This is a genomic window from Janthinobacterium sp. SUN100, assembly GCF_030397705.1.
Lineage (GTDB): Bacteria > Pseudomonadota > Gammaproteobacteria > Burkholderiales > Burkholderiaceae_D > Janthinobacterium > Janthinobacterium kumbetense.
This window is the reverse complement of the sequence record NZ_JAPUBU010000002.1, coordinates 52,853-64,821: the sequence shown is the minus strand read 5'-3', so window position 1 is coordinate 64,821 and position 11,969 is coordinate 52,853. Positions and strand designations below refer to the sequence as shown.

At 63.5% G+C, this 11,969-nt stretch carries 12 protein-coding genes; 11 read left to right on the top strand and 1 reads right to left on the bottom strand.

From position 1 onward, the window contains the following. The first annotated feature begins 6 nt into the window (after positions 1-6). The gene (locus tag O0881_RS12520; protein WP_289911535.1) at positions 7-723 is read left to right on the top strand and encodes a hypothetical protein; all 717 of its coding nucleotides are present in this window, start codon (positions 7-9) and stop codon (positions 721-723) included. A gap of 73 nt (positions 724-796) precedes the next feature. Beyond that, positions 797-2,212, top strand: a complete 1,416-nt coding sequence (locus O0881_RS12515) for an MFS transporter (protein ID WP_289911533.1) — start codon at positions 797-799, stop codon at positions 2,210-2,212. Positions 2,213-2,214: 2 nt separating this feature from the next. Here the strand turns inward: O0881_RS12515 and O0881_RS12510 are convergent, their stop codons facing one another. After that, positions 2,215-3,849, bottom strand: a complete 1,635-nt coding sequence (locus tag O0881_RS12510) for an acyl-CoA synthetase (RefSeq protein ID WP_289898928.1) — start codon at positions 3,847-3,849, stop codon at positions 2,215-2,217. Between the two features lie 113 nt (positions 3,850-3,962). Between O0881_RS12510 and O0881_RS12505 the strand changes: the two genes are divergently transcribed. From O0881_RS12505 to O0881_RS12465, 9 genes are all read left to right on the top strand, one after another. Further along, positions 3,963-4,664, top strand: a complete 702-nt coding sequence (locus tag O0881_RS12505; RefSeq protein WP_251351247.1) for a Crp/Fnr family transcriptional regulator — start codon at positions 3,963-3,965, stop codon at positions 4,662-4,664. 62 nt (positions 4,665-4,726) lie between these two features. After that, complete coding sequence (locus O0881_RS12500; protein ID WP_289911531.1) at positions 4,727-5,320, top strand: AraC family transcriptional regulator; 594 nt, start codon at positions 4,727-4,729, stop codon at positions 5,318-5,320. A gap of 57 nt (positions 5,321-5,377) precedes the next feature. Next, positions 5,378-5,743 carry a DUF2946 domain-containing protein gene (locus tag O0881_RS12495; RefSeq protein ID WP_289911530.1) on the top strand — a complete coding sequence of 122 codons (366 nt, stop codon included), beginning with the start codon at positions 5,378-5,380 and terminating at the stop codon, positions 5,741-5,743. Between the two features lie 62 nt (positions 5,744-5,805). Then, positions 5,806-6,402: an SCO family protein gene (locus O0881_RS12490; RefSeq protein WP_251351250.1), complete on the top strand. Its 597-nt coding sequence runs from the start codon at positions 5,806-5,808 to the stop codon at positions 6,400-6,402. Between the two features lie 20 nt (positions 6,403-6,422). Continuing rightward, positions 6,423-6,893 (top strand): copper chaperone PCu(A)C, encoded by a 471-nt coding sequence (locus tag O0881_RS12485; protein WP_099664464.1) that lies wholly within the window; start codon positions 6,423-6,425, stop codon positions 6,891-6,893. A gap of 122 nt (positions 6,894-7,015) precedes the next feature. Continuing rightward, positions 7,016-7,690 carry a CerR family C-terminal domain-containing protein gene (locus O0881_RS12480; RefSeq protein ID WP_289911528.1) on the top strand — a complete coding sequence of 225 codons (675 nt, stop codon included), beginning with the start codon at positions 7,016-7,018 and terminating at the stop codon, positions 7,688-7,690. Further along, complete coding sequence (locus O0881_RS12475; RefSeq protein WP_289911527.1) at positions 7,687-8,895, top strand: multidrug effflux MFS transporter; 1,209 nt, start codon at positions 7,687-7,689, stop codon at positions 8,893-8,895. The genes O0881_RS12480 and O0881_RS12475 overlap by 4 nt, the downstream gene beginning before the upstream one ends. A 99-nt stretch (positions 8,896-8,994) precedes the next feature. Then, positions 8,995-10,341 (top strand): DUF3422 domain-containing protein, encoded by a 1,347-nt coding sequence (locus O0881_RS12470; RefSeq protein ID WP_289898922.1) that lies wholly within the window; start codon positions 8,995-8,997, stop codon positions 10,339-10,341. A 104-nt stretch (positions 10,342-10,445) separates the two neighbouring features. Continuing rightward, positions 10,446-11,945 carry a hypothetical protein gene (locus O0881_RS12465; RefSeq protein ID WP_289911525.1) on the top strand — a complete coding sequence of 500 codons (1,500 nt, stop codon included), beginning with the start codon at positions 10,446-10,448 and terminating at the stop codon, positions 11,943-11,945. Positions 11,946-11,969 lie beyond the last annotated feature (24 nt).

The window sequence follows — 11,969 nt, the reverse complement described above, 5'->3', positions numbered from 1 at the left end:
AACCCGATGCAATTGAGAACTGTCTTGCCCGCGCTGGCCGCCGTGTTCATCAGCCTGTCTGCCGGCGCCGTCCACGCGGCCGACGCCAGCTGCGCCATTCCCCGCAACGTCAGCTACTACGATTACGACGTCAAGCCGTCGGACGAGAAAAACACGTGCTACAAGCAAAGCACCAACGTGCCCACCGATTACTTCATGCTGGCGCTGTCGTGGTCGCCAGGATTTTGCGACAGCCAGCGCCGCCGTGGCGCCGTGTCGAAGAAGGCTGCCTTCCAGTGCGCCGATAGCAATCACTTCGGCTGGATCGTGCATGGCCTGTGGGCGCAGTCGAACAACCCGGCCAGCTGCGACGACATTTCCGTGACGCCGCCGCGCAAGACGGAACTGCACCCGCGTTACTGCAAGGGCAATTTGCCGAAGCTGGCGCCGTCCGAGATCCTGCCCTATATGTGCCTGCAGCCGGGCGAAGCCTTGCTGCAGGGCGAATGGGAAAAGCATGGCGCCTGCGATTTCGATACGGCCAAGCAGTATTTCGAGAAGGAACGCGAGCTGTTCCAGGCCTTGAAGTTGCCGGACTCCAGCATGCCCAAGAATGAGTTGTTCCAGTGGATGAAGCAGCATAATCCGCAATTGAAGGGCCGCTGGCTCGGCTATGAAAAGCATTCGGGCGAGTTGCGCATCTGCTACTCGAAAGATTTCAAGGTCATCGATTGCCAGAAGTAAGCTGGCCTGTCCTGCAGGTTTCTTACATACATGTTAGTGTATTGGCCGGATCAGCAAGATGAACAGGTAGTGTATGCAGCAGTCTATGCGGCAGCAAACGCAAGCCGTGATGGTGGGCGAGGACGGCTTGCCGCCCGGCGCCCGTGTATGGGCCATGCTGGCGCTGGCCATCGGCGTGGGCATGGCTTCGCTCGATACGGCGATCGCCAACACGGCCTTGCCGGCCATCGCCGGCGAGCTGCACACGACGCCGGCCGCTTCCGTCTGGATCGTCAACGTGTATCAGCTGGCCATGGTGGCGACCCTGCTGCCGTTTTCCGCGCTGGGTGAAATCGCCGGCTACCGGCGCGTGTTTATCTCCGGCATGTTCCTGTTTACGTTGGCTTCGCTCGCGTGCGCGCTGGCCTGGTCCTTGCCGTCGCTGGTGGTGGCGCGTTTGTTCCAGGGCGTCGGCGCCAGCGCCATGATGAGCGTCAATACGGCGCTGCTGCGCGCCCTGTACCCTAAACACTTGCTGGGCCGCGCGTTCGGCAACAATGCGCTGGTGGTGGCCGTCGCGTTCGCCATCGGGCCCACGGCCGCCTCCTTGATCCTGGCGACGGCCTCGTGGCCGTGGCTGTTCGCCATCAACGTGCCGCTGGGCGTGGCCGGCTTCTTCCTCGCCAGCCGCATGCTGCCGGCCACCAAGTTGTCCGGGCATACCCTCGATGCGCGCACGGCGCTGTACAACGTGGGCGCCTTCGGCTTGCTGATCCTGTTGTTTGGCGACGCGGCCCATCACGCGGCGCTGTCGACCTTGCTGCCGGAACTGGTGGCGGTGGTGGTGTTCTTTGTTTTGCTGCTGCGCCGCCAGGCGGGGCATGCGGCGCCCATGCTGCCGATCGACCTGTTCCGCCGTCCCCTTTTTTTGCTGTCGTCGCTGACGGCCATCTGCACGTTTGCCGCGCAGGGGCTGGCCTTCGTCTCGCTGCCGTTTTACTTTGAAGTCACCCTGGGCCGTTCACCCGTCGAGACGGGCTTTTTGATGACGCCATGGGCCGTGCTGGTGGCCGTGATGGCGCCCGTCGCCGGACGCCTCAGCGACCGCTATTCGCCGGGCGTGCTGGGCGGCATCGGCCTGGCGGCGCTGGCGGGCGGCTTGCTGACCCTGGTGTGGATACCGGCCCACCCCAGCGTGTTCGACATCGGCTGGCGCATGGCCCTGTGCGGCATCGGTTTCGGTTTCTTCCAGGCGCCCAATCTGAAAGCCATCATGGGTAGCGCGCCGCCCGAGCGGGCCGGCGGCGCCAGCGGCGTGGTGGCCACGTCGCGCCTGATCGGGCAAGCGACGGGCGCGGCGCTGGTCGCGTATTGCTTCACGGTTTCCGCCAGCCGGGGCACGACGTATGCGTTGTGCCTGGCGGCAGGCTTCGCCGCCGTGGCCAGCATCGCCAGCTTCTCGCGCCTGGTGGTGGCGCAGCCGGCGTGGCTGACAGGCAAGGGCAGCTAAGCCTAGACGTCGATGGCCTTGTCCGACTGCATGCGCTTGCGCAATTCGAACTTCTGGATCTTGCCCGTCGACGTGCGGGGCAGGGGACCGAAATAAATGGCTTTCGGCACCTTGAAACCGGCCAGGTTGTTCTTGCAGAAGGCGATCAATTCCGCTTCCGTCACCGTGCCGCCTTCGCGCAGCTCGACGAAGGCGCACGGCGTCTCGCCCCATTTTTCGTCCGGCTGGGCGATGACGGCGGCGGCCAGCACTTGCGGATGGTGGTACAGGGCGTCTTCCACTTCCACGCTGGAAATATTCTCTCCGCCGGAAATGATGATGTCCTTGCTGCGGTCCTTCAGCTTGATGTAGCCGTCCGGATACATGACACCCAGGTCGCCCGTATGGAACCAGCCGCCCGCAAACGCTTCCTGCGTCGCCTTTTCATTCTTTAAATAGCCCTTCATGCAGATGTTGCCGCGGAACATGATCTCGCCGATCTGTTCGCCGTCGGCCGCCACGTGCTGCATGGTTTCCGGGTCGATCACGGCCACGGCGCTTTGCAAGTGGTAGCGCACGCCCTGGCGCGATTTGAGTACGGCGCGTTCTTCCTGCGACAGGGCCGCCCACTCGTCCTGCTCGGCGCAGATGGCGGCCGGGCCATACACTTCCGTCAAGCCATACGAGTGGATCAGGTCGAAACCCATGGCTTCGATCTTCGCCACCATGGCCGCCGGCGGCGGCGCGCCGGCCACCATGCCGCGCACGGTCCAGTCGATGCCGTCGCGCCAGTTGGCGGGCGCGTTGGCCAGCGCTGCGTGCACGATGGGCGCGGCGCAATAGTGGGTGATGCGCAATTCGCGCATCAGGTCGAACACGAGCTTCGGCTCGAACTTGCGCAGGCACACGTTGACGCCGGCGCGCGCGGCCACCGTCCACGGGAAGCACCAGCCGTTGCAGTGGAACATCGGTAATGTCCATAAATACACGGCATGCTTGGGCATGTCCCACTCTAATATGTTCGACAGGGCGTTCAGGGCCGCGCCGCGGTGGTGGTAGACGACGCCTTTCGGGTCGCCCGTGGTGCCGGACGTGTAGTTCAGGGCGATGGCGTCCCACTCGTCGGCGGGCGGCTGCCAGTCGTAATCGGGGTCGCCGCTGGCCAGCAAGCTTTCGTAGTCGAGGTCGGAAAAGGCGTCCACTTCCGGTCCCAGCACGTCGTTGACCTGGATCACGCGCAAGCCGGGAATCTGCGCCGCCATCTGGCGCGCCAGCTCGGCAAATTCCGTATCGGCCAGCAAGACCTTCGCCTGGCCGTGGCGCAGCATGAAGGTCAGCGAGGCCAGGTCGAGGCGGATATTCAGGGCGTTGAGGACGGCGCCGGCCATCGGGACGCCGAAGCTCGCTTCCACCATGGCGGGCGTGTTCGGCAACATCACGGCGACGGTATCGCCCGTGCCCACGCCCAGTTTGATGAGACCGGATGCCAGGCGGCGCGTGCGCGCATACGTTTCGCGCCACGTCTGGCGCACGGCGCCATGTGCAATTGCCAGGCGATTGCCATATACTGCCGCTGCCCTGGCGATATAGTCGAGCGGGGTGAGGGCGGCGTAGTTGGCGCTGTTTTTGCCGAGGCCGGTATTGAAATCAGGTGTCATGCTTGTCTCCTGGTAAATAAAATTCTATAGCTCCCTGTTTCGGGATTGATACCGGTTAGCATAGCACCGGCGCTGGAAAATCACTGTCATCTTAGTGACAACTGAAGGGTGGAATGGATAGCAACGATAGTGTAGGCCTTGCCGTGCCCGAACTCGACAGCCATGACTGGTTCACGGCCCTCGACGCGCGGCATCAGACCCTGTTGCGCGCCGACAGCGTGCTCCGGCATTACGAGGCGGGCGCCTTCATCACGCGGCGCGGCGAACCGTCGGCGCACTGGATCGGCGTGCACACGGGCTTGATCAAACTGGCCGTCTACAACGCCGATGGGCGCGGCGCCACGTTTTCCGGCGTGCCGGCCGGCGGCTGGTGCGGCGAGGGCAGCGTGCTCAAGCGCGAACTGCGCCGCTACGACGTGGTGGCCGTGCGCGCATCGAGCATCCTCCTCGTGCCGGTGGACTTATTTCACCTGCTGCTGGCCGAGAGCCTCTCCTTCAATGCCTTCGTCATCCGCCAGCTGAACGAGCGCATGGGCCAATTCATCGCCACCATCCAGAACCAGCGCCTGCTGGCTGTCGACGCGCAAGTGGCGCAAGCGATCGCGCAACTGTTCCACCCCATGTTATATCCGCGCACGTCCAGCGTGCTTGAGCTGTCGCAGGAAGAAATCGGCTTGCTGACGGGCATTTCGCGCCAGCGCGTGAACCAGGCGCTGGGCCATCTGGCCGAGCTGAACCTGATCAGCATTGCCTACCAATCCATCCGCGTCGTCGACCTCGACGGCTTGCGCCGCTACGGCGTGGCGTCGCTGTGATGACAGACCCGGCGCGCGATGTGTGGCATGCTGGCGGCTCGTTCACCACCTTGACCTGACGCATGGCCCTCGTTTCCGATCATCCCTTGCACTTGCTGGGCTTGCGTTTTCCGCTCCGCCTGCGCGTTACCGTGCGCCAGGGTTTTGTGACTTTGCACAATGAAATCGCCACCAAGAAACTGGCCAGCGGCGACAGTTTCGTCGTGCCCGCCTTCTTGCGCTTCGCCTGCGACGTGATGCCGGGGCGGGGCAAGCCGGCCGTGTTCACCCTGGCGCTGGAAGGCGACGAGGCGGAGGGCGGCCACGGCGGCGGCAAGCGCTGGAGCCAGGCGCTGGCGCAGCACATCTTTGATACGCCGCAAGGCAAGTGGACGGCGGCCCGCCTGGCGGCCCTGTGGCAAGTGACGCCGCACAAGGCCAGGGCGCGCCTGTTTGCCGAGGGCGAGGCACTGCTCAGTCTGGTGCGCGAACAGCGCCTGGCGCACGCGCTGCATACGGCGGCGCAGGCGGAGGCCGACGACGGGCACGGCGGGCGCGACCTGGCGCAAGTGGCGGCCGGTTCTGGCTTTGCCTCGATCCCCGCGTTTTGCGACGCCTGCGTGGACGTGGCGGGCGTGCGTCCCAGCCTGTTCCTGCGCGGCCAGGCGCCCGGATAGCCAGACTCCGTTATAATCGGGGCCATGGGATCATTATTGAAGCGCAAACAGTGGCATATGTGGTTCGCCTGCCTGGCGATACTGCTCAATGCGCTGTCGCCATCCCTGTCGTATGCGTTTGCCTCGCTGCACGCCAACGCGAACAATGCCGCCGTCGAGATCTGCTCGGCCAGCGGCGCCGTCTACACGCAAGCGGACCTGGCGCCGGCAGCCAAGTCCACCACCGATTCCGTGCTGCACCACATCGAACATTGCCCGTTCTGCATGAGCCATGCGGGCAGCGTGGGCTTGCCGCCATCGTCGTCATCGACGCTGCCCGTCATCACGGGCCACGACCTGTATCCGCCCCTGTTTTACCAGGCGCCGCGGGCTCCGTTCGCGTGGCTGGCCGCCAGCCCGCGCGGCCCCCCTGCGGCTGCCTGAACGCTGCCGTCACGCTTTCCACGTCTTAACTGTATCCACTACGCCCATCGGGCCAGAATGCCATGAAACGTCGTCTTTTCCTTCTCGCCGGCACGGCGGGATTGCTCACGCTTGCCGCTTGCGAACAAGCGCCCAAACCCCATTACAACGGTCTCGACTTGACGGGAGGCGATTACAAGCCCGACTTCAAATTGAGCGGCCCCGACGGCAAGGTCTACACCCTGGCCGACTTCAAGGGCAAGTATGTGATGGTCTTCTTTGGCTTCACGCAATGTCCGGACGTGTGCCCGACAGCGTTGTCGCGCGCGCTGGAAATCCGCCAGAAGCTGGGCGCCGATGCCGACAAGCTGCAAGTGATCTTCATCAGCATCGACCCCGAGCGCGATACGCCCGAGTTGCTGGGCGAATACATGCGCGCCTTCGACCCCAGCTTCCTCGGCTTGCGCACGGACCCGCAGGCGACGGCGCAGACGGCGTTCAATTACAAGGTCTTCTACCGCCGCGTGCCCAGCGGCAGCTCGTACACGATGGACCACACGGCCATCAGCTATGTGCTCGATAACGAGGGGCGCATGCGCCTGGGCTTGAAGCACCAGTTGACGGGCGACGAGTGCGTGCAAGACATCAAGACCTTGATGAAATCGAAATACACCTTGTAACTATCACGAAAGGAATAATCATGACCCATGTCAAAACCCTGCTGGCCGCGGCCCTGACCGTGCTGTCCTTCTCCGCCGTTGCCCAGACGTCCGTGCAAATCACCGACCCGTGGGTGCGCGCCACCGTGCCGCAGCAAAAAGCCACGGGCGCCTTCATGCAGATCACGGCGCCGAAAGCCATGCGCCTGCTGGAAGTGCGCTCGCCCGTGGCGGGCGTGGCGGAAATCCACGAAATGAGCATGACGGACAATATGATGCGCATGCGCCAGGTCAAGGAAATCGCCTTGCCAGCCGGCAAAGCCGTCGAATTGAAGCCGGGCGGCTACCACGTCATGCTGCTGGAACTCAAAGGACAGGTGAAGGCGGGCGACAAGATTCCGCTGACCCTCGTCGTCGAAGGCGAGGACAAGCGCCGCGAAACCATCGAAGTCAATGCCGTGGCCCGTCCGCTGGGCGCCGCCTCGGCCCCGATGCCGGCCATGAAGCATTAAGCTGCCGATACGCCCTTGAAAAGCCCGGTTCGCCGGGCTTTTTTGCGACCGCCTGAAAGTTAAACGGCTGTTTGATATAATTCCATCCAATATTAAACAACTGTTTAAACGATGGGAATGGCATGACGGAAGAAAAGAGAAGCGAGCAGGAAACGGAACCGGCCCGCGCGCGCATCCTGCAAGTGGCGGTCCAGCTGTTTGCCGACGAAGGTTACCGGCTCGCGTCCGTGCGCCGGATTTGCGAAGCGGCCCACGTCAACGTGGCGATGGTTAATTATTACTTTCATGGCAAGGAAGAGCTGTACCTGGCCGCTTTTGACTATGCACGCGAGCTGGCGCGCGCTTCGGCCGCCGACGTGGCGGCCGCCAGCGCGCGGGCGCAGTTGCCGTCCGAGGAACAGTTGCGCCTGGCCATCGAAGCGCTCGTCTCTGACATGCTGCGCTCGGGTCCGGCTTCCCTGTTCAGCCGCCTGGTGGCGCGCGAGTTGATCGAACCGACGGCCGCCATGCACAAGCTGGCCGAACGCAATGTGCGCCCGCAGCACGCCTTGTTCACGGGCTTGATCCGTGGCGTGGTGGGGACAGCCATGCCGGCGGACGTGGTGCAGAAATGCGTGTTCAGCGTGATCGGCCAGGCCGTGTTCTACGCCCGTTCGCGCATCGTGCATGAATTGGTGGCGCCGGAAATCACCTATGACGAGGCGGGCACCGCCAGCATCGCGCAGCATGTCGCCGCGTTCTCGCTGGCCGCCCTCGATGGCTTGCGCCGTCAGCATGCCGCGCAGGCGCTCGCATGAAGGCGCGCAACCTGACCCTGGTGCTGGCGGGGCTGGCCATGCTGGGCCCGTTCGCCACGGATACCTTCCTGCCGTCGTTTCCCGCGATCGGCACGCATTTCGACGTCAGCAGCGTGCTGGTGCAGCTGACCCTGAGCGTCTGCCTGGCCGCGTATGCCTTCATGACCTTGTTCTACGGCACCTTGTCCGACTCCTTCGGCCGCCGTCCTGTGATCCTCGCTTCGCTGCTGATCTTTGCCGTCGGTTCCATCGGCGCCGCCTTCGCGCCCAGCTTTGGCTGGCTGTTGTTCTTCCGCGGCATGCAGGGCGCCTCGGCGGGGGCGGGCCGGGTGATCGGGCAAGCCATCGTGCGCGACAGCTTGTCGGGCGTGGCCGCGCAAAAGATGCTGGCCAATATCATGATGGTGTTCGGCATCGCGCCCGCCATCGCGCCCATCATCGGCGGCTGGCTGCACGTGGCGTATGGCTGGCAATCGACGTTCGTCTTCACGTTTTCCGTCACGGTGCTGCTGGCGCTCGCCTGCCTGAAAGGCTTGCCGGAAAGTCTAGCCGTCGAGCAACGCCAATCCTTCCACCCAGGCAACATCGCGCGCAATTACTGGCTGGCCTTGCGCCACCGGGCTTTCCTGCTGCGTTCGCTGGCCGTGGCCTTCGCGTTTGGCGGCTTTGCCCTGTACATCGCGTCCGCGCCGCATTTCATCCTGGAATTGCTGCGCTTGCCGGAAACGGCGTTCGGCTGGATGTTCATCCCCATGGTGGCGGGCCTGGTCGGCGGCTCGGCGCTGTCGTGCAAACTGGCCCATGCGGTGAAAAGCACCGTGCTGGTGCGCTGGGGCTTGCTGGCCATGGCCGCCACGGGCGCGCTCAACATTGCATATAACTATTGGTTCGCGGCCAGCATCCCGTTCGCCGTCGTGCCCGTGATGCTGTACGCGTTCGGCATGTCGCTGGCCTTGCCGGGCATGACCATGTCGACGCTCGACATCTTCCCGCAGATGCGGGGCCTTGCCGCCTCGTTGCAAAACTTCGTGCAAATGCTGGTGTTTGCGCTGGTGTCCGGTTTTGTCGCACCGTTGCTGTTCGACAGCGCATTGAAATTGGCGCTGGGACAGGCTTCGGCCGTGGCGCTGGCCGCGTTTTTCTGGTGGCTGGGCACGCGCCAGGACGCGGCGCAGGGCGCGCTGGGAGTTGCTAAAACGGCATGAGCGGAGTTTGAAAAGGATGGCATGCTTTCTGCTTTGTTACACTGTGACAATCAGACCCGCGCGGGTCTAAGCAGTTTTGCAACTTTACCTTTGGCTATCATGCACTTGATTAACTCCAGTTTGAACCACGCCTTGCGCGTGCCGCTGGCCGCGGAAATCCACTCGCGGCCATTCTTGCAGCTCGACGCCCCCGAGCTGATCACCCATCTGGCCGTGTATAAAGATGACAGCGCGGCGCCCGGTGCGTCGAATATGGCGGCCCAGCACGCCACCCTGGCGGCCCTGTGCACGCATTTCGGCGTCACGCCGCCAAGCACCGAAGCCAAGTATTTTTACTACGACTTCGGCCGTTTCCGCCTGAAATGGGAATGCCATACGGAATTTGCCACGTTCACCTTCGCCGAGCATCCCGGTACCGCCTTGCCGCTGGAGCAAGCGTTCGAGCGCATGCCTTTGGCGCAATTGCCGCAGCAATGGCTGGCGGGCTTGAAGGGCAAGCTGATGGTGGCGGCGCACGTGGTGCTGGAGCAAGCGACCGAGCCGGCCGAGATCTTCATGCAGGGCTTGTCGCGCGTGTTTGAAGGCAATACCCTGGCCGGCAGCAAGGTGCTGCAGGGCGGCGAATTGTGGACGGATTTCACCATCCAGTCCGATGGCTTCAGCCGTTTCGTCATCCGCGACGCGGGCATGCGCTCGCAGCAGTCGGGCCGCTTGGTGCAGCGCGTGCTGGAAATCGAAACCTACCGCATGATGGCCTTGTTGGGCTTGCCTTACGCCATGCAGGCGGCGCCATCCTTGAATGCCATCGAGAATGAATTGGCGACCCTTGCCGCCGCCATGGTCGACACGGACGACGCACCGGGCCTGGTTAAGGCCGACGAAGGCGTAGCCGAACAAACCTTGCTCGACCGCATCACGCGTTTGGCGGCCCGCATTGAAAAGCTGTCGCTCGACAATAGCTACCGTTTTTCCGCCTCGAAAGCCTACATGGGCCTCGTCAAGGCGCGCATCGACGAGTTGCGCGAAGTGCGCATCGAAGGCATCCCCACGGTCGAGGAATTCATGGACCGCCGTTTGACGCCCGCCATGAATACGTGCGCAGCGATGGCCAGCCGCCAGGAAGCGATGGCGCAGCGCATCGCCAACACGAATGACTTGCTGCGCACGCGCGTGGGCATCGTGCAGGAATTGCAGAACCGGCAAATCCTGCAATCGATGAACGCCCGCGCGGCGCAGCAGCTGCGCCTGCAGCAAGCGGTGGAAGGCTTGTCGGTGGCCGCCATTTCGTATTACGTGATCGGCCTGTTCAGCTACACGGGCAAGGCGGCCAAGGTGCTGGGCCTGCCCGTGAACCCGGAAATCCTCGTCGGCGCCCTGGTGCCGTTCGTGGCGGCCGCCGTGTGGCTGGGATTGCGCCGCATGCACCACAAGCTGCACGCGGACTGAACAGGACGACACCGCGCTGTCATTTTTGCTATCTTTCAACATTCGACCGTCAGGTGTTTTGAAAAGGAAGTTGCGTGCTAGCGAATGTTGGAGATGTTTACAGTGTGTTTTCGCCCGAGCTGCAGCAGTATGTGGCTTGCCAGGTCACCCGCATCAAGGATGCATCCTCGTCCAGGCCGGTAGCTGCCGTGCTGGAGCTGGACTGGACCGGCGACGCCTTGCCCGATGCGGCGGCCGTGCAAGCCATGCGGCCGCTGCTGTGCGATTATTTCTTTTGGAACAATCGCCACGATCACTGCTATGCCACGGCGAACGTGCCGCCTGGCTATACGCTCGTTGGCAATATCGCGCCGCTGGTGGATGTGGAAGTGAACAGCTACCGCAGCGCCTGGTACGTGGGCGACAGCGTGCTGCGCCAGCGCAACTGGGAGCGCATCGATCCGCTGCGGCGCCAGCAGTTCAAGGCCGCGTCGGACAAGCGTGAAGTGACCTTGGGCGGCCAGGTCTTGCGGCAAGACGCGACGAAAATCAATGACAGCGTCTTGCAGGCGCTGGGCGACGTGTCCGAGCTGGAGAAACTGCCTTGCCTGATGTCGATCGAGACGGGCAACGGCACGCAAGCCTTGATGGAGTTTATCCAAGGCAATCCCTTCATCAATGAGCTGGACTGGCAATCATCGACGGTGCATGCGCTCGATTTCAGCGGCAGCGGCCTGGAACGCCTGATCCTGCAGCCCGATGGCGTCACCAGCCTCGTCTTGAACGAAGGCTTGAACCTTCTCGCGCTGGACAGCGCGCCATCGCCGGCGCTGCGCATCGAAGATGGCGCCGATGGCCGCCACCTGACACTGCAGTGCAAGCACGCGCTGCCGCCGTTTCACGGCCTCGGCCAGCTGGGCGGCCTGTCGCTGATCGGCATGAAAGAAGTTGATCTGGCGCAAGTGGCGCGGCGTTTTCCCCATCTGACCTCCTTGCGCATCTGGGGCAAACCCGGAATGGCGTCGCAGATGGCCAGCCTTGCGCAGCTGACCCGGCTGCGGACGTTCACCGCCTATGACCTGTTCGGCTTCACGGCGGAGGAGTTCCCATCGGCCGCGCAATTGCCGCAGCTGTCGGCCTTGTGGCTGACCAGCTTGCCAGCCGATGTCGCCAAGGCCATCAAGGCCGGCTACAAGAAAGCGGCGGCGCAGGGACTGGACCTATCGGTCACCAAGGCGCGCAAGCCGGAATGGCTGGCTGAAAACCTGCTCAACCCGTTCCGCGACTGGGATGGCCGCGAGCAAATTTCCCCTGCGTATGCGAAAAAGGCGGCGCTGGCCTACAAGAACATGCTGGCCGTGACGCGCAGCCTCGATGCGGCCATGGCGGCGACGGCCGCTGCCGCCGCGCTGGAAGCGATGGTCGCCGCCTATGTGGAGGCATTCAACAAGATCGAGCGGCGCGCCAGCATCATCGAGACGGTCGAGCGCGAGGAAATCTACACGGTGCTGGCGGAATTGCTGGCCCAGCTGCGGCAGCAATTGCAGCAAGCGGGCGGGCAGGGGGCTGCGCTCGTCGACGAGGCGGCCTTGCTGGACTTGTTCGACCGCTTGCGCGAATTCTAGGCTTGCCGGCAATCTAGAAAAAAA

What these genes read in the sequence shown, in the direction of transcription:
- O0881_RS12520 (WP_289911535.1), top strand. Translation starts at nt 7, where the DNA reads ATGCAATTGAGAACTGTCTTGCCCGCGCTGGCCGCCGTGTTCATCAGC.
- O0881_RS12515 (WP_289911533.1), top strand. Translation starts at nt 797, where the DNA reads ATGCAGCAGTCTATGCGGCAGCAAACGCAAGCCGTGATGGTGGGCGAG.
- O0881_RS12510 (WP_289898928.1), bottom strand. Translation starts at nt 3,849, where the DNA reads ATGACACCTGATTTCAATACCGGCCTCGGCAAAAACAGCGCCAACTAC.
- O0881_RS12505 (WP_251351247.1), top strand. Translation starts at nt 3,963, where the DNA reads ATGGATAGCAACGATAGTGTAGGCCTTGCCGTGCCCGAACTCGACAGC.
- O0881_RS12500 (WP_289911531.1), top strand. Translation starts at nt 4,727, where the DNA reads ATGGCCCTCGTTTCCGATCATCCCTTGCACTTGCTGGGCTTGCGTTTT.
- O0881_RS12495 (WP_289911530.1), top strand. Translation starts at nt 5,378, where the DNA reads ATGTGGTTCGCCTGCCTGGCGATACTGCTCAATGCGCTGTCGCCATCC.
- O0881_RS12490 (WP_251351250.1), top strand. Translation starts at nt 5,806, where the DNA reads ATGAAACGTCGTCTTTTCCTTCTCGCCGGCACGGCGGGATTGCTCACG.
- O0881_RS12485 (WP_099664464.1), top strand. Translation starts at nt 6,423, where the DNA reads ATGACCCATGTCAAAACCCTGCTGGCCGCGGCCCTGACCGTGCTGTCC.
- O0881_RS12480 (WP_289911528.1), top strand. Translation starts at nt 7,016, where the DNA reads ATGACGGAAGAAAAGAGAAGCGAGCAGGAAACGGAACCGGCCCGCGCG.
- O0881_RS12475 (WP_289911527.1), top strand. Translation starts at nt 7,687, where the DNA reads ATGAAGGCGCGCAACCTGACCCTGGTGCTGGCGGGGCTGGCCATGCTG.
- O0881_RS12470 (WP_289898922.1), top strand. Translation starts at nt 8,995, where the DNA reads ATGCACTTGATTAACTCCAGTTTGAACCACGCCTTGCGCGTGCCGCTG.